The sequence below is a fragment of the Mesorhizobium sp. ISC11 genome, assembly GCF_037162595.1.
GTDB lineage: Bacteria > Pseudomonadota > Alphaproteobacteria > Rhizobiales > Rhizobiaceae > Mesorhizobium > Mesorhizobium ciceri.
The window spans coordinates 5,216,375-5,234,431 of the sequence record NZ_JAVSPW010000001.1 but is presented as its reverse complement, the minus strand read 5'-3'; the positions used below and the strand labels follow the sequence as shown (position 1 = coordinate 5,234,431).

Sequence of the window (18,057 nt, the reverse complement as noted above, 5' to 3'; positions counted from 1 at the left end):
AGCCTCATTGCCCCAACGACGTTTCCTCACTTGTCGCAACTGTAAACAGCTCCGGAACCTCCCCTGGAGGTACCCATTGCGAGGGGATTCCGAACCAAGGCTCCCAGTTTTTGGCTTGATCATCAGATTCCAGAAGCTGGCTTGCGATCGCCAGCGGAAGCGGGCGCACCGGCGCGCGGTACCCCGCAAGAGGAATATCCGCGAGCGGCACGGTGGCTTTTAGCGCAAGCAAGGCCGCTATCTGCTCACGGCAGCGCCGTCCTTGGCACGGTCCCATGCCCGCGCGGGTGAGCCGCTTGACCTGGTCTGGGTTTGGGGGAACTTCCTCAAGCAGTGAGCAGAGCGACCGATTCTTGCTGCGGTCGGCTTGCCAGCCGAGATAGCGAGGCGGACGGACCTCGAGGATATCGAGGGCGGTGACCTCCTCACATTGACATACGTGGAATTCCCCACGCGCCTCCACGACGCTGGCGCGTACCCAAGCCTTGCGATAGGCTGACAAATCATAGGCCGGCCAGTCGGACTCCCTGACCTCGGCGGGTAGAGGATTTTTAGCCCCCCCTAGAATGGCGGCTACCGCGCGAAGGCCTTCGCCCGCAGCGATGCTGCGGTCGAGCGATTTCCTAGGCCAGATGCCGGCACAATCGCCGGCCGCGAAGACATTGCGGACGCTGGTACGCTGATCCCCATCCACTACCGGCGCATAGCCGCCGCGTTCGGAGTGAAATTCGACATGACAGCCATGGGCGGCGAGGAGATCGACCACCGGAGTTGCGCCGACCGCTAGCAAGACGCCCTCGCAGCTGATGCGGCGCTCTTCGCCAAAGGCCCGACCGGCCTGGTCAACAGCGACGATGAGCACTTCCTCGACCGATCGCCGCCCCACCGCCTCGCGCACGACATGACTGGTCAAGAATTCGCACCCAGCGGCGCGCAAATCGGTCACAAGTTGAGAGGGACCGACGGGCTCGATCGCCTGTTCGACAATCGCGGCGATTTCAATGCCGGCGTTCCCAAGTGCTGCAGCAGCACTCAGCGCCTCTGCGGACGTCCCGAGGATCACCACCCGCCTAGGGTGCAGCGCTCGGAAGCGTGCCGCGAGTGTAACCGCCGCCGTGGCGCCCATCACGCCCGGCTTCTCCCAACCGGGAAATCCCAGTCCCATATCTCGCCGGCCGGCCGCGACAATGACGTGTTCGGCTCCAATCAGCCAGCCGCGATCATGGTCGGACAAGCCGGCAACCGTGCCTGGTAGCCAGTGGACACCGGGACCATTTGCATAAAGCCCCCAACATGCGGTGCCGAGCCGCACGTCCACCCCGCCTTCGTACGCTGCCTGGATCAGTGGCTCGCTAGTGAGGAACGCCTCGATCATTGCGTTGTGGTTGCGTGCTACGCCGGACATGCCCCGTCCGTATTGTAGCGGCACGTCTTCGCCCATGGTTTTGAAGGCAACCGGATTCTCGTCCACGAGCACGACTGAGAGGCCTCGCCGAGCCGCTTCAGTTGCGGCAGCTAGACCAGCAGGACCTGCACCAACTACCAAGAGTTGGGTGTGTTCCTGGACGATCAGCTCTTTGCCTGCAACGGATTTTCTATCAGTCTTCATGGGGTAACGCTATCGAATACTCTTCGTTTGAAATGGGGCTACTCACAGTCGAGATCGGAAAGACTCTGGGTGTCACTCGGTCGCTTCATATGCCTGGGCAAGGCATCAGCTCTCGGCGTTCGAACCTATTCAGGAGGTTCATTCGACATGCGGGCTGGTGTCAAATTCAGTTTATGAATTGCGCTAATCTGGTTTCGAGATGAAGCGAATGCATTGTGAGGCAATAATCTTTTGTAGATTAGGCGGCCGTTGGCACATCACTTGGGCACCGTCGAACGGGAACCAGCTTTGGGCGGCAGCCCGCAATTATGACTTCTTGGGCCTTCCCGCGGTTCAGTGTGCCTTTCAAACGCTGCTGGATCGTTGCACGCCTAACCCGCTGAATTCCGAACCGCTCCCGTGGCAATTCAAGCCCGCACCCGCTCGCTCTTTGGATCATACATCGGCTTAAGCGAAACGTCCGCCGCAAAGCGCTCACCTGCGATTTCGATTTCGTAAGAGGAGGAGAGAAGCTCGTCTTCGCTTTCATTCTTGCAAGGCACGTATCCGAGGCCTACCGCACCGCCGAGTGTATGCCCGTAGTCACCAGACGTGATCGTTCCCACCATTCGACCATCTCGCAAGATGACCTCGTTGCGATGCATCAGTGCAGCGGGATCTTTGAGCAGAAACTGCACCAACCGACGCTCCAACCCTGCCTCACGTTTTCTCAGCACTGAATCTCGCCCAATAAATGCAGGCTTCGCTGTTTTTACGGCGAAACCCAATCCCGCTTCAAGTACATGATCATCACTGCCAATATCTTCCCCAAAACCACGATATGCCTTTTCGATGCGGCACGAGAGAATGGCATGCAGCCCACACAGCTTGAGTCCGATGTCAGCGCCGGCAACCTCGATTACTTCGAAAACATGCGCGGCTTGATCCGTTGGGACGAAAATCTCCCAACCCATCTCGCCGACATAAGTTACTCTATGCGCCCGCGCCAAACTCATGCCGATCTCTATTTCTTGGAAGGTGCCGAAAGGATTGTTCGTATTGTAGAAATCATTCGGGCTTACTCTGCCAAGCAGTTCGCGCGATTTCGGCCCCATCACCGCAAGGACGCTTTCCGAAGCTGACATATCGGTAATAACGACGAACCTGTCGTCGACATGCCGCCGAAGCCAATACAAGTCACGATACAATGTGTATGCCGAAACGACGAGCAGGTAAGCAGTCTCCGTGAGGCGACTCACGGTAAGGTCGCTCTCGATCCCGCCGCGCTCGTTCAGCATTTGCGTATAGACTATCCGACCGACTGGCACGTCAACGTCGTTGGAGCAAAGCTGCTGGAGGAAGCTGCAGGCATCTCGTCCCTCCACACGGATTTTTCCAAATGAGGTCAAGTCGAAAATCCCGACCTGTTCGCGCACAGCAACGTGCTCATCGCGCTGGTTATCGAACCAGTTCTGGCGGTGCCAGGAGTACCGATACTCGCGCTCCTGATCCTCCCTGGCAAACCAGTTCGCTCGCTCCCAGCCCACCGCCTCGCCGAACACCGCCCCACGCACCTTAAGATGCTCGTGAATTGGCGAGCGTCGAATACCACGAGAAGTTGTCTTCTGACGGGCGGGGAAGTCGTCGGCATAGGTGAGCCCCACTACCTCCGACACCCGCTCCTTCAAGTAGGAGCGATTCCTTTGAAAAGGCTGCATCCGACGGATGTCCACGCCCGACACATCGAATGGCGGCTCTCCATCATTCATCCACTGGGCCAGCGCTAAGCCCGCACCACCCGAGGAGGCTATCCCTCCGGTGTTGTAACCGCAAGCTACCCAATAGCCCCTAAGTTCGGGTGCTTCTCCCAAGTGGTAGTTATCGTCCGGCGTGAAGCTTTCTGGCCCATTGAAGAAGGTCCGGATACCAGCAGTTGCCAAGATCGGCATGCGCTTCAGAGCCCTCTCCATAATAGGTTCGAAATGCGCAAAGTCCTCGGGCAATTGATCAAAGCAGAAGCTTTCTGGGATGCCATCCATCCCCCACGGCTTCGCCTTCAGTTCTACCGCCCCAAAGAGAATTTTCCCAGCATCTTCCTTGTAGTACGTCTGCTCGTCACGAACACGAAGTACCGGCAGTCGGGTCAGCCCTTCTATTGGTTCAGTTAGCATGTAAAAATGTTCGCATGCATGCAGTGGTATCCCGATGTTACTTCTCAAGCCTAATTCTCGAGCCCACATACCGGCGCAGTTTACGACGTTGTCTGTTTCAATTAGCCCTCGCTCGCCATCCTTCTCCCATGTCACGCTCGACACCCGGCCGTTGCTCGTCTGAACACCAGTGACTTGCACTCCTTCGAATATCGCGGCGCCCCGCTTTCGTGCGCCTTTGGCTAACGCCATCGTAACATTAGTTGGATCACATTGCCCATCATTAGGAAAATGAAGCGCAGCGGTGACATCAGATACATCTACATGAGGGTACATTTCCTTGAGTTCATGTACAGAGATCTTTCGCGCCTGGACGTCGACCGCAGGGGCGAGAGACAGCTGCCTGTACAATTCATGCTTTCGCTCCTCCGTAAGTGCGATTGACAATGATCCTGTGCGGCGGAGTCCGGTCGCTATTCCTGTTTCGGCCTCCAAACTCGAGTAAAGTTGCATCGAGTACTTGTACAGATTTGTCATAACCCTAGAACCGGTAGGCGGCTCGCTCACTAAGCCGGCCGCGTGCCACGTTGTGCCGCAAGTAAGTTTCTTGCGCTCAAGTAGAATGACGTCGGTCCATCCAAGCTTTGCTAAATGATATGCAACGGAGCATCCCGACACCCCGCCTCCGATTATGACCGCTCGCGCTTTGGAGGGCAGCGACTTTCTTTCGGACACCTCAACAATCTCGCCAACTTCTGTTGAAACGTTCATGGAACTTAAGCTCCTGTTATGTGGGTCTTCCCGGCTTCTGCCCAACTGGCGGAAGGGCGCTGATCAGCAAACCGCTACCTCAGCAAGCCGGCAATGAGGGAGACGATCAAGAGAGCCGAAAGGAAAAGCTGGACAGCCGGCATGATGCTGGCAGGCGAAGGGAGGGCCGGAGCGACAAGATTGAGCTCCCGTCGACACAGCTCCTCGCCAGTGGCGCGCGAAAGAGCACGCGACGGCGCGAAGGGTCCTCATCGGTTGTCGAAGGGTACGCTGCCGCAGCCTTCATGCGCTTTTGGTGAACGTAGGCGCGTGGCTGCCTTGTTCTGCAGATCGCGATGTAGTTTGACGGTATGCATCTGTAGTCCCAAATCAACGGCTGGGGCATCTTACTCATTCAATGATCAATCGCTCGGCAGCTTCCGTCAAACACTGTTTATGTATTGTCGGCATCTGGAAACGAGATGGCGGCTATGCTTGTGCGATTTGGTGCGTGCGTGCACCGACCATCAAAGCGATCACCTACTTATCCCCAACGCCATTCTCGATCCGGCCTCGACCGCATGCCGCCTGCGGCCGAGCCCGTCCACCCCACGCCCCTGCCATAAACATCCGCGGTGGCCCCTACTGACAACGAAAAACGGGTTGGCAGCACGAGAAAGCAAGCGCAGCCGCTCTTGACCGGCCCGAAACGGCAATCGCAAATGAGTTGAAACAGGCAACTGAAGGCCCCATCCTGCTGCCCGCGAGTTAGTCAAACCGATGTCCGCGATGGAGCGGCCCGCATTTGAAATCCCATATGTGGTGGCCGGCATCCGCTCCTCGAGCGCAGTTCGTTGACGACTGTCTCCGCGTTGTGGGGAGGGTCGGAGCCAAGCGTGATCGCCTGCGGCCGCCGGCCATAAATGCTCAAATCATATTTCGATGACTCCGAATGAAGAATAGATGATTAGATCCCGCAGCCCAGCGGACGATCACGGCGAAATCGGACTCAATCTGATCACCCCAACGTCATTCTCGATGGCGATCTCGGTCCCAAATGCCTCGGATAGCCTCTGTAGACGTTCGAGAATGGCCTTTGCCTGAGGCGCGGTCACCAGCCGCGGGATACCCCGGTTGGCAAACCTCTTGGAGTAGCCAAGCTCGATAGGATGGAGTCGCAATTCAGCAAGCTGGTTCTGCTCAAAGCGACTGACCGCGATAACGCTCTCATAGAAAATCGGTGCCGCGAGCGCTCCCACAAAGCCGTCTGGCGTCGGGTATCCTTTTGCCTCCTCGTCGGCCGTCACCTCGGCATCTGTGTCGATCCGAGGGTCCCTGCCATAGGCTTCGAACATGTCAGCCCCCACGGGCGTCCGCAGATCGTCATAGAAGAAATTTCCCAAGCTATAAAAGATTGGCCGGCCCCTGTAGATCTCGATACCGCGCAGCAGATGCGGTCCGTGCCCGATATATGCGTCTGCCCCGGCATCGATCATCTTCCGCGCGAAGGATTGCTCGTAATCCGGCGGTTCCTGGCTAACCTCCTCGATCCAATCAGGCTCGTGACCATGGTTCGTGATGATGCAAAAGTCGGAGAACTGTTTGCCCCTGCGAACGTTTCTTAAGATGTCGGCGACATCGCGACGGTTTTCTTCGTAGCTAAAACTGGGTTTCTCGCCTGCCTTAAAAGTCTGCCCAAGGAGTACGACCTGACCTTGATCTACTTCGCCGGCGTTATAGCCTGGTAACACATCACGTAGCCGTCTGACGCTCTCAATCATCTCCGGGGGAACGATGATGTTTCGCGTCAAACGAAGGGCATTGAGCCCTGGTCTGCCGGGTGCTTCGCCTGCGGGATCGCACGCTCGAGACATTGGCATAAAGGTCGTGGCGAGCGACACCAACGCCACCCGACCTCGAGCGGTCTCCAGAAAGCGAGCAGCACCGGCTTCGGCATGATTCTCCCCAGCACCCGCGTGTACGATGCTGCTCTCATCGAGCACGCGGCTAGTTTCGCGCATGCCTTCAACGCCCCAGTCAAGCGTGTGGTTATTTGCGCGACTCATTAGGTTGAATCCCATCGCCTTCAGATCAGGGCCGAGCTCCGGTAGGCTCACGTGATATGCACCACCGTACTCAGCCTGCGGACTTCCCTTGAACGAACGGATGTCGAAGATAAGGGTCTCCATATTGCCAAATGTGACGTCGGCGTCATGAAGAATCTTCACGACGTCGCCAAAGCCGGGATGTTGATATTTGGTCAGGGGCCGCGATACGATGAGGTCGCCAACTGCTACCATCGTGAAGCCGTCTGCGACGTTGGTTTGAATCGAGCCGACCACATCGTAGTCTCCACCCTGCTCGACCAGATGAGAACCGCTCTGTGTATATTTCTCCATAGGCTTCTCCTTTATGCTTGCCGCACGCGGCAACGATGTTCGGCGTCAGAAGGGACCGGTGGTTAGGCCACGGGACGGAGCGAAGAATTATCCGCCGGAGCCGGGTGGACCGGCATGCCTGTAGCCGGAGCGCGCACATGGCAGGCCACGACGCGCCCATCTGCCAATGGCACCAGAGGCGGCACCTCGACGCGGCAGCGCTCAGTGGCGAGCGGGCAGCGCGGGTGGAACGCGCACCCGCTCGGCGGCTTGATGGGGCTTGGCACCTCGCCCTCAACTGGCGCCTGCAGCCGAACGAAGGTCGGATCCGGCACCGGTGCGGCCGCGACTAGCGCCTCGGTGTAGGGATGGACCGGCTTGGCAAAGAGCGCCTCGCAGGGTGCGAGTTCCACGATGCGCCCCAGATACATGACCGCGACGCGATGGCCGATATGCTCCACGACGCCGAGGTCATGCGAGATGAAGACGAAGGCGATGCCCATCTGCTGCTGGAGATCCAGAAGCAGGTTCAGGATCTGTGCCTGCACGGAGACGTCGAGCGCTGACACGGCCTCGTCGGCGATGATCAGCGAGGGGTTGAGCGCCAGGGCGCGTGCGATACCGAGCCGCTGGCGCTGTCCGCCCGACAGCTCGGAGGGCAGCCTATGCATCATCTCGGGCGACATTCCGACTTTTCGCAGAAGGTCCGTGGCGAGTGCCTGGCGCTGCTTCCGGCTGAGACGTTCAAAATTCTCGACGGGTTCGGTGATAATTTGCCCGGCCGTGAGGCGCGGATTTAGCGACGAGTAAGGATCCTGAAACACCATCTGCATGCGACGGCGCCACGCGTGAAGCGCGTCCTTCTTGAGGCCCGCAATGTCGGTCCCGTCGATCAACACGCGCCCACCCGTCGGCTGCACAAGCCGCATCAGGAGCCGCGCGACAGTCGACTTGCCACAGCCGGATTCACCGACGATGCAAAGCGTTTCGCCCGCCTCAACGGTGAAGGATACATCATCCACCGCCCGGATCACCGGAATTGTCTTCGTCAGGAATCCAGCACCGAGCGGATAATGCTTGGTCAGATTCTCGACTTTCAGCAAAGGACCGTTCATGCGCCCATCACCTCTTCGGCGCGCCAGCAAGCTGCGGCGTGGCTCGACCCGACATCACGCAGGACGGGTGTCTTCTCGCGGCAAATGTCGATCGCGAACGGGCAGCGAGGCGCAAAGCTGCAGCCGACAATGGGCTCGCGCAGGCTTGGGACAATGCCGGGGATTTCCGGGAGGCGGCGCTGACGGCCGCGCCGCCGGTCAGGCACCGATCGCATGAGCCCTTGAGTGTAGGGATGCGCCGGACGCGCAAACAAATCGATAACGTTGGCCTGTTCCACGATCCGACCAGCATACATCACGATCACGCGTTGGCATGTCTCGGCGACAACGCCGAGGTCATGCGTGATGAAAATGACGGCCGTTCCCGTGCGCTCTTTCAGATCGACGATGAGCCGCAGGATCTGCGCCTGGATAGTAACGTCGAGCGCAGTGGTCGGCTCGTCGGCGATCAACAGTTCCGGCGAGCAGGCAAGAGCCATGGCGATCATGGCGCGCTGGCGCATGCCGCCTGACATTTCGTGAGGATAGTTGTTGACGCGACGCTCGGGATCCGCGATGCGCACGAGACGCAGCATCTCTTCGGCTTTCTTCATGGCCGCCGGGCGGGAAGCCTTGGTGTGGATCTGCACCGCCTCGGCGATCTGGTGGCCGACCGTATAGACCGGGTTCAGGCTCGTCATCGGCTCCTGAAAGATCATGGCGATCCGGTCGCCGCGGATCTTTCGCATCTCCCGATCGGACAGCTGAAGCAGGTCGCGTCCCTGGAAACGGACCTCGCCGCCGACGGTCCTGGCGGTCTGCTTCGGCAGCAGGCGAAGGATCGACAGGGCGGTGACGCTCTTCCCGCATCCGGATTCGCCAACGACGCCGAGCGTCTCGCCTTTCTTGACCTGGAAGCTGATGCCGCCCAGGGCACGAGTGACGCTTTCTTCGCCAAAGAAATGCGTTTCGAGGTTTCGCACGTCGAGCAGCAAGTCGTTCCCTAACCCTTGATGCATCTGCATGTCAGCGCCTCTGCTTGGCGCGGGGATCGAACAGGTCGCGCAGGCCGTCCCCGAGCAGGTTGACGGCAAGGACGGTGACGGCAAGACAGATACCGGGGGCGAAGATCGTCAATGGGGCGATGGCGAGATACAGCCGCGAACTGGCGATCATGTTGCCCCAGCTCGGAATCTCGGGCGGCACGCCCACGCCGAGGAAGCTCAGCCCCGCCTCCGTCAGGATCGCGCTGGCGCAGACGGTAGCGCCCTGGACCATTAGCGCCGGAATGGTGCTCGGCAGGATATGTCGCCACAGCACTTTCGGCAGGCGCGCCCCGCCGCAGAGCGCGGCCTCCACATAGGGACGCTCGCGAACACCCAGAACCACAGAACGAACCAGCCGCGCGACGGCTGGCGTCTCAGGGATGGCGATGGCGACGATGAGGATGCCGATCCCCGGTCCTATCAGAGAAATGAGCGCAATCGCCAGCAGAATCGTCGGGATCGACATCAGGCCGTCCATGACCCGCATGACGACATTGTCGAAGCTGCGGCTGTAACCTGCGATGACACCGATCAGGAGCCCGACCACGGCCGCGCTCGCTGCCGACAGCAGCCCGACCAGGAGGGAGATGCGGGCACCGAAGATCGTTCGCGCAAACACATCCCGGCCCAGATTGTCGCTCCCAAACCACATTTCGGCGGAAGGCGGCTGAAGGCGTTTGAACGGATCCATGTTCCCCGGATCGCCGGCGTAAAGTGGAGCCGCGAGCGCCAGGATGATCAGAAGCCCCAGCAGGCCGCCGCCTATCAAGACCAACGGATGGCGCCTTGCCAGACGGGGAAGATCAGATGTTCGCAGGCGGCCTGCAGGGAGGTGCTCAACTGATGCGGATAAACTCGTCATATTAGTACCGGATACGGGGATCGATCACGGTGTACGCCAGATCGACTGTGAGGTTGATAAGAACGTACAAACCCGAAGTCAGGATGAGCACACTCTGAATGATCGGGTAGTCGCGGTTGTTGATCGCGTCGACCACCAAACGACCGACACCGGGTATGTTGAACACCGTTTCCGTTAGGACGACTCCGCCGATCAGATAGGCGAAGCTTATGCCGATGACTGTCAGGATTGGGACGCCGGCATTCTTCAAGGCATGGTGAACAAGCATGGCATAGGAGGAAGCGCCCTTGGCGGCGGCCGTTCGCATATAGTCTTCCGACAGAACCTCGAGCATGCTTGCCCGCGTAACCCGGGCGATGAATGCAATGTAGCCAAGACCTAAGGCCACTGTAGGCAGGATCAAGTGCGCGAACCATGGTCCGAGGCCACCATACAGCGGCACATATCCCTGGACCGGAAGCCAGTGTGTCCTGATAGCGCAGAAGTATATGATGAAATATCCGATGACAAAAACCGGGACGGAATAACCAAATGCTGAAAAGGCCGTTAGGAAGCGGTCTACGAAACCGCCAGTCCACCACGCGGCAAGGATGCCGAAAGAGACCCCGACGGTCACAGAAAGGATCATCGTCAGGATCGACAGGGAAAGGGTCGGTTCAAGCCTTTGCGACAGGAGCTCGAGAACCGGTCGCCCAGCTAAAATCGAGGTGCCGAAATCACCGCCGAGCATGTCGCGCACCCAACGGATGAACTGAACCGGCATGGGATCATTCAAACCCAGTTGCTCGCGGATGGTGGCGATCCTCTCCTCGGTGGCCACCCTGCCGGCCATCCTAATTGCGGGGTCGCCGGGCGCCAGCCTAAGAAGGAGGAAGACGAAAATCCCGACCATCGCCATGACCGCGATGGCTGAGATCGATCGGCGAAGGATGTAGGCGGCCATTGCGCTCTCAAGCCTTCTGCATGTTCCACATGGGCACGAGCGCCGGCATGCCAATGAGACCGGTGAGCGTCTTCCTGCGGGCAATCGGCGAGACATATCGACCCAACAGAACGGTCCCAACAAAATCCCAATACAGTTTTTGCATCTTGCGCGCCAGCGCCTTGCGCTCTTCTAGCGGTTCGACATCCGCCCATTGGGCCCGAAGAGCCTCATATTCGTCGCTCGTCGGCCAGCCAGTGAATCCCTTCTCACCATTCGCTGTTTGAGTGGCGTTGAACACGTTGTTGCGATCGAAGTTGGATTCGCCGTTAATGTGTATGCTCCAGCCGCCGTCCTCGACAGGGCCTCTGTTCCTCACGCGTTCGCTAACCCCGCCCCAGTCGCTCGGCGCAAGCTCAGCCTTGATCCCAATCTTGCGCAGCTGATCCGCCACAATCTGCGCGGCAATGTGGCCTTCTGACCAGTCTGTGGAATCGGTAATGACGATCTTTTCGCCAGCATATCCCGCCTCCTTGAAGAGCTGCTTGGCCTTTTCCGGATTCCCCCCCTTCTTGAACCATCCCGTGTTTTCGTCATTGGAATAGGGCGTTCCACTCCCAAATGCCGCAGTGATGGTGTTGAAATATTGTGGGTTTCCGACCACAGCTTGCATCACCGCCTCCTGATCGATCAGATGAAGCATCGCTTGGCGTGCCTTGACGTTTTCGAACGGCTTCTGCAGGCAGTTCATGCGCAGGAAAAGTACATCGCCTGACTTGTTCAGAACCTCAAGTTCGAGATTAAGATCGCCTTCGATCGCTGAGTAAAGATCGGCGGGTGGCCCTGTGACGAAATCGACTTCACCCGCTTGCAAGGCCGCGACGGCCGTCTGCTGATCGGCGATATCAACCCAGATGACCCGATCGACCTTGACCACCTTCCCGCCGGCGAGTCCGTCAGATGGCTCCTTGCGCGGGACATAGTGTTCATTACGGTCATAGGTGAAGCTCGCGCCCGGCTTGGCAAGAGCCTCGTTGAACTTGAACGGCCCCGATCCGATATTCGCCGTCACGCGCTCCGTCGGAGAAAGATTCGCATCCCTCTCGCGCATGATGAAAAGGCACGGTGTCGTAAGGTCCGCCAGGATATCAATCACAAGCCCAAGCGGCTCCTTGAGGACGATGGTGAAGGTCTTGTTGTCGTGCTTCGAGATATCCTTTACGCGCTCCATGAGCAGCTTCCCGCCAGGATGTATCTGGCCCCAGCGACGGATCGATGCGACACAATCTGCCGCAGTGACGGGGGTGTCATCGTGCCAGCCAAGATCATCCCGGAGCTCAAACGTGTAGGTCTTCTTGTCGTCGGAAACGCCCCACTTCCCCACCATTTGCGGCTGCGGCATTAATTTGGAATCAAGCGCAAACAGCGTGTCGTAAACTGCCAAGCCGTGGTCGCCGACGTAATAATTGCTCGAGAAGACCGGATCGAAGCCGTTGAGGGGGGGCTTCACCATTCGGACCGTCCGAGCGTCGGCTGCCAATGTCTGTGCCCGCAGGACCGATGGAATCGAAGCAGCCGCTCCGGCGGCCAAACCCGTTTTGATGATTTCGCGTCGAGAAATTGTCATGTCCATTCCTTTCTTAGCAGTGGCGCGGTCGATGCACGTGCACGGATGTGGATTTGAGTTTGCGGTCTTGTGCTGCGTAGCACATCCACTCACTCGGCAGAGCCTAATCTATTCGCGGACCACAGCCGTTACCTTAGTGCTGGTCGCGGCTGGAATGGGTCTTGCGTTAGCTAAATCCTATAATCGCGACCAAACTGGGCCGGCGACCGAAGGCAGTGTCTAACCGCGACACCGGAGGCGGCTACACGAAGCGCTGCCAAAGAGTCCCATTGTTTCCGCCCCTTTTTTTGGCTTATGTTTGTTTATTCGACTTTCAAATTCCCCGGAGCTTACGTCAAATTCAATGTTTGTATTGCGGTCATCTGTTTTTGAGATGAGTCGACTCGAACCATAGTCCGCGGTCCCATCGAGGGTATCGCCGGGCGATGGCGGAAGCGCTCGGCCTTTTCATTGGCCTTCGACGTGTATGGTCTGGTGCGAATGCAGGCCAAGTTCGTGGCACGCCTCGTGGAAAGCGAACGCTTTGTAGCAGGGACTGTGGCACCTATAGGGGAGCGGCGGCAGCCGAGGCAGCGTGGTGCGCGCGATCGCGTTCACTGAGAGGTGGTGTAATTGACGGCATTGTCGCGGTGCTCTCCGGCAGAGCGGCCGGGAATGATCAGCGCGCCACTGCCGGCGGGATGATAAGCGGATCATCACTCATCTGAAGGCGGTTCGGTGACCGCATGCCCATCTTAGTCGCGGCATTCTCCGGGATCGCCGGACAGGATACCGCAGCATGAGCCAGTTGTATCGGGGTGCAGATCTGCGCAAGGGCGCTGGCGTCATCCGATCCGTCTTGATTGGTAGCCGTGTTTTGGAAAGCGATGGCCCGGGAGGACCCGTCCACCACTTCAGGTTTTATGTGGCTCTGCCTCAATCTCGTTTATAGATGACGACAATACATAAAATATGTTTGACTCGACGATATCTACAACACAATCCTAGGCTCATTACTCAGCTATACACTGCGCGGTTCGTAGCCGATAAACTGGTTGGTTCGGCACCAAGACTATCTTGCCCAGCCTTATTCACCAGAATCACTATCCAGGAATCACGATCATGTCTATGTCACACGCCGATTTTGCCAAGCGCGTCGATGCTTTGTTCAGCGAGTTCAGCGGGCCGGAAATGCCCGGCGCTGTCGTCGCGGTGACGGAGAATGGTCGCGAGATTTTCGCCAATGCCTATGGCCTGGCGAACATCAACGATGACGTCCCAATGGGGCGGAAGACCATCATGCGCATAGGGTCGCAGAGCAAGCAGTTCACCGTGTTGCTGGTCCTGATGCTTGAGGCAGAAGGTAAGCTCAACCTGGAGGACGAGGTTCAGAAGCACCTGCCCTATGTGCCCCGGTTCGAATACCCGCTCACGCTCAGGCAACTTGCGTCCAACACCAGCGGCTACCGCGACTATATGGAGGTCATGGTCTTTAGCGGTCTGTCGTGGTTTGCGCCGTCGGACCGCCAGACCATCCGTGAGATCATCGCCAGGCAGGACGAGCTCGACTTCAAGCCCGGCAGTGCCATGATCTATTCGAATTCCGGATTCTTCATGTTGTACGAAATCATTGAGCAGATCGAGGGCGCGACCTTTAACGAGGTATTGCGGAATCGCGTCACTGGCCCGCTTGGCATGTACGACACCTCGCTCATGGTACGCGACGGCTCGGTGATGAAACGGCTAGCCGCCCACTACACAAAACGCGCCGAGGGCTGGGCCCATTTGGGCTGGGGGATCGAAGAAGATGGCGGAGGCGGCATAGTTTCAACGCTCGACGACATGGTGATCTGGCAGCAGAATTTAATCAATCCCAAGATCGGCACAGCGGAAATGTATGAGCGCATGGCGACGCCTTGCGTCTTCGACAACGGCGCGACCGGCTTCTATGGGCTCGGGCTCGTGACGGACGTGTATCGCGGCCGCCGCGCGGTCGGCCACGGCGGAGGGGTTGCCGGCGGCAAGTCGCAATCAATGCGCTTCGTCGACCACGGGCTCGGCATCGTCATCATCGCCAACAACGACCAGATCGCCGCGTTCAAGGTCGCCCGCCGTATTGCCGACATCTATTTCGGCACGACCGCGCCGGCGCAACTCGAACTAGCTCCTGGCCACTATCGGCAGGAAGGCGGCCCCGACGTGTTCGAGATCGTCGTCAAGAACGGCGTGCCGACCTTCCTGAGTTCCAGTGGCGTGACCGGGTTCGATTTCGCCCATCCTGGGGGCGCCAAGCCCGAGCGCGGGATTACCGACCTTGTTCTCAGTCCACGACCGGACGGTAAGCTCGATGGCATGTTCTGCGGAGCGCCGAGGGTCTACGCACCCCTGGCCGCAGACGGCAAGGCGGCCGTTCCTCTCGCCGGACGCTACGCCAACAAGGCGCAAGGCCTTGAGGTCGAGATCGAGGGCGACTCACAACGTGGCATTTTCCGGCTGCGCTCCGATCTCGGCGCGATGAACGCGCCCATCGTCGCCGCCGACAGCGATCTTTGGTTCCTGCTCCAGCCCGAAACCGACCTGCCTTGGAGGGCGACGCTGAACGTCATCGTAGATGGTTTCGAGTTGAACACGGACTGGGTTAAGAACCTGCGCTTCACGCGAGCCTGAAGAACCCCAGACCGAACATCAGCTGCCCCTCTCAATGTCCAGCATTCATCGACGGTAGCTTGCCGCACCCCTTGATGCAGATGCAATCGGCGGGCCCCATCGGCTACATCGACGCCCAGTTCACGCGGCGAGTCGGACAGGTGATGAGCGGAAACGGATCGGCCACGTCTTCTTAAGTTGAGCCCCGCACCGAGTGGATGATGCTTGGTTAAATTCTCGACCTCAGCAGAGGACTGTTCGTGCGCCCGTCGCCTCTTCGGCGCCAACTCGCAGCCGACCGATCGGCGTCGCTTCAACTGGTGCGGAGACAAAGACGTAGGCAGCGACCGTTCGCATATGCCGCACCGGGATTGGACAGGGCTTCGCCGCGCTGTGGGCGGGTGTCGGTCGGAAGACGCAGGCTCACATGCACAGGACTCTGCTCGCCCGAGCTCTCGAACGCCTTTAGGAGGACATCAGCGCCGATTACACCCGATATGATCTACGCGGCAGGTGCGGGCGGTGGCCGACTGCCTGAAGGAGGCCGCCGGTGAGCGCCTTTTCACCTTCACCCGCTGAGCCGAGCCAGTGGAAAAGCGCGCGCTCAACCAACGCGATCGCGCCTCTGCATGAGAAGTTCAAGGGATGCATCAAGACCCACTGCTGCCATTGGCCGAAGACACAGAAATGTTGTTCTGGAAGTTGGCGGCGTCCGGCCAAATCTCGATGCGAAAGATCGACGGATCGAAGAGGTTCCCCGCCAAGCCACTCGATCAGCAGACCGCACGCATGAACCGGTAACTCTCAAGCACGGAAGGTTGCGCGACCAAATTCCAACGCGATCCAACTTCATGGCGCGATCTGTGAAAAGGTTCCCGCCCGCCATGAAGTCCAGGGATACATCCAGCCGTGCACTCTGACCGGGCGACTCCGGAGGCCCGACTGTCCAAGCATCGGGTATGTTGCCGAGGTGCTCACTGATAAGAGTTCGAAGGCGGGTTACGGACTACACGCTAGTCCGGCGGTACACCGAGATATGACGTTTGGAGATATCGGTGAACGCACCTTCCGCCCAATCTTCCCACCGCTCCGCTAGCTTGAGTCCTACGCATTCGGCCATGGTATCGAGCTCTTGGTGATAGACGTATCGAATACATTGGGGGAGTCGGGTGATCGATGTACCGGAAAACCAGAGGGAGGTTGAAGTCAACATCTGATTCACTGAATCGTGAACTTCCGCAGTAAGCAGTGTATTTTCCTGATCCAAGAGCCGAGTAGTCATCCTATGACCTTTGACGAAACCATCCAAAGATGGCACAGGCATTTCTATAATTAAAGCCCCGTCATCATCCAGCAAATCCGCGGCCGATCTGAGGCAACTTATTTGCTCTTCCCGTCTAACGAGCAGCATTAACGTGCCAAATACACAGTAGATTAGTCGGTAGTGTTGCTCTAACTTAAAATCGGCAATATTCCCCTTCCACGCCTTGATCTGATCAGTACAGTTGGCGAGAAGTTTCAACATGCTTTCCGAATTGTCTATCCCTTCGACCTTGACGCCGAGTTCGCTCAAGGGCACCGCTACGCGCCCGTTGCCTATACCAAGTTCAAGAGCACTCCCTCCGCTGGAAAATCTTTCGAGAAAAACCGCAGTTTCGCCTGCTTCAGCGACTTTTCCCACCATAGTGGTATATTTCTCATACACAGAAGCCGAATTATCGTCATAGATAAACTTGTCCGACATATGCAATTCTCCTGTCGTTGGGTATAGGCACTATCGTATTGCTTGATGCGACTTAGTCGCATTGGGTCCCTCGCCACCGAACCAACTTGTTTTCAGGCAGCCCGCATTTTTCTGCTTCCGCCTGGCGGGTCGACAGCCTTGAGCAGCGCAGTAATTAGGTGAACCTCGCAATTCACAAAAAAGCGCTGTGCCAAACTGACCGATTTAAGTCCAATACCTCGGCTATTCGCGTCCAAATCCGTCTGGAGGGCGCCCCAAGCGTCGAAATGATGGTGCTTCAAAGGCCAATCCCGGCAGCGAAGCGGGAGCTTCTATGTAGACATATTCATTTGGAATGCACGGCGGGGCCATCGCCGAAATTAGGCGCCGCAGATTGTGCCCGCTGTTGCTAGCAGCGAGCGTGCAGAAATTACCACAGCTCCATGTCACGCAACCATATTTGAAATAACCTGCCAATGCCGTTGATAAACTATCGAGTGTCGCCTCGTTAATGTTCATCTGCTTGAGAATGACGTCATTTTTCATTTTGATATCACTCGACAAGAAGAAACGCGTTTTATAACCATGGTCCTTCTGCAGCTCACGACGGAGGTATTCCTCGGTCTCCGCTTGCCTGAATTTTTCTAACAATAGCAATATCCCGTCGTCTTTCAGATGACGTTTCACAAAGCCAATCTGCGCTGCTCGATCGGGAGAATACATTTGAAACGTAGTATCCTCGAGGATGATGTCGAATCCGTCGGAAAAACGCCTGAGCCCCGGCGTCGCCGCCATTCGGCTCCGGGTCAAGTGATGGAATGGGCCCAGAAAGAACGTCGCGTGCTCGGGTCGTCCGTGAAGAAAGAAACTCTTCTCGTTTTCTTTATTCGGACTGCACGAAAGGGTCTCAATCTTTCCGTTGCCTAATTTGGCTAGCGTTCGAGCGAGTATGCCTTCGGCCGCGCCGAGTACATAGATTCGCGCTGGGCTGTTGTCACTTGCAGTAGTGCGCCCATATCGTAAGAATGCATCGCCAAGGCGAATGTCCTCTTCAAGACGATATGGAATACTGCTATAATAATGATGGCCGAAATAGCCCCAGATCTGGCGATGCGCATTGTTGAAGCTTACCAACGCCACATCCCCCCGGAAAAGGCGCGGATCAACTCGCGGCACTTTGGTCGGAACTCCTGATCGTCCAGCAGCGGTCGCTGAAAAAAATTCGGCCATTTCATTCAATCGCGGCGCCTTATCGCACTCCATGAAAAAATCTCGCATCTGCTGTTCAATAT

The 18,057-nt window shown here is 57.9% G+C and carries 11 protein-coding genes and 1 pseudogene; 2 read left to right on the top strand and 10 right to left on the bottom strand.

Annotation, left to right across the window (positions count from 1 at the left end):
• Positions 1 to 4: 4 nt before the first annotated feature.
• The 8 genes from RPF88_RS25320 to RPF88_RS25285 all read right to left on the bottom strand — a co-directional run bounded on the left by RPF88_RS25320 (position 5) and on the right by RPF88_RS25285 (position 12,417).
• A complete protein-coding gene (locus RPF88_RS25320) occupies positions 5 to 1,609 on the bottom strand; it encodes an FAD-dependent oxidoreductase (RefSeq protein WP_337123436.1) in 1,605 nt (534 codons plus the stop codon).
• A gap of 407 nt (positions 1,610 to 2,016) precedes the next feature.
• Complete coding sequence (locus RPF88_RS25315; protein WP_287083553.1) at positions 2,017 to 4,509, bottom strand: GcvT family protein; 2,493 nt, start codon at positions 4,507 to 4,509, stop codon at positions 2,017 to 2,019.
• A 971-nt stretch (positions 4,510 to 5,480) separates the two neighbouring features.
• Positions 5,481 to 6,887, bottom strand: coding sequence for a CapA family protein (locus tag RPF88_RS25310; protein ID WP_127399959.1), 1,407 nt, complete (start codon positions 6,885 to 6,887; stop codon positions 5,481 to 5,483).
• Between the two features lie 62 nt (positions 6,888 to 6,949).
• Positions 6,950 to 7,981: an ABC transporter ATP-binding protein gene (locus tag RPF88_RS25305; RefSeq protein ID WP_337123911.1), complete on the bottom strand. Its 1,032-nt coding sequence runs from the start codon at positions 7,979 to 7,981 to the stop codon at positions 6,950 to 6,952.
• The gene (locus tag RPF88_RS25300; protein WP_337123433.1) at positions 7,978 to 8,985 is read right to left on the bottom strand and encodes an ABC transporter ATP-binding protein; all 1,008 of its coding nucleotides are present in this window, start codon (positions 8,983 to 8,985) and stop codon (positions 7,978 to 7,980) included. Before RPF88_RS25300 ends, RPF88_RS25305 begins: the two co-directional genes overlap by 4 nt.
• A 1-nt stretch (position 8,986) precedes the next feature.
• Positions 8,987 to 9,868 (bottom strand): ABC transporter permease, encoded by an 882-nt coding sequence (locus RPF88_RS25295; RefSeq protein WP_337123431.1) that lies wholly within the window; start codon positions 9,866 to 9,868, stop codon positions 8,987 to 8,989.
• Position 9,869: 1 nt separating this feature from the next.
• A complete protein-coding gene (locus RPF88_RS25290) occupies positions 9,870 to 10,811 on the bottom strand; it encodes an ABC transporter permease (protein ID WP_287083554.1) in 942 nt (313 codons plus the stop codon).
• 7 nt (positions 10,812 to 10,818) lie between these two features.
• Positions 10,819 to 12,417, bottom strand: a complete 1,599-nt coding sequence (locus tag RPF88_RS25285) for an ABC transporter substrate-binding protein (protein WP_127399734.1) — start codon at positions 12,415 to 12,417, stop codon at positions 10,819 to 10,821.
• A 1,101-nt stretch (positions 12,418 to 13,518) separates the two neighbouring features.
• Here RPF88_RS25285 and RPF88_RS25280 point away from each other — a divergent pair.
• Together RPF88_RS25280 and RPF88_RS25275 are read left to right on the top strand one after the other, a co-directional pair.
• Positions 13,519 to 15,063, top strand: a complete 1,545-nt coding sequence (locus tag RPF88_RS25280) for a serine hydrolase domain-containing protein (RefSeq protein ID WP_287083555.1) — start codon at positions 13,519 to 13,521, stop codon at positions 15,061 to 15,063.
• Positions 15,064 to 15,558: 495 nt separating this feature from the next.
• Positions 15,559 to 15,843: pseudogene (locus RPF88_RS25275) on the top strand (IS256 family transposase); the annotation flags it as partial.
• 205 nt (positions 15,844 to 16,048) lie between these two features.
• On the opposite strand, the gene RPF88_RS25270 reads toward RPF88_RS25275, so the two are convergent.
• Positions 16,049 to 16,786, bottom strand: a complete 738-nt coding sequence (locus RPF88_RS25270; RefSeq protein WP_127399731.1) for a class I SAM-dependent methyltransferase — start codon at positions 16,784 to 16,786, stop codon at positions 16,049 to 16,051.
• A gap of 222 nt (positions 16,787 to 17,008) precedes the next feature.
• Positions 17,009 to 18,043, bottom strand: a complete 1,035-nt coding sequence (locus tag RPF88_RS25265) for a class I SAM-dependent methyltransferase (protein WP_189347249.1) — start codon at positions 18,041 to 18,043, stop codon at positions 17,009 to 17,011.
• Positions 18,044 to 18,057: the final 14 nt, after the last annotated feature.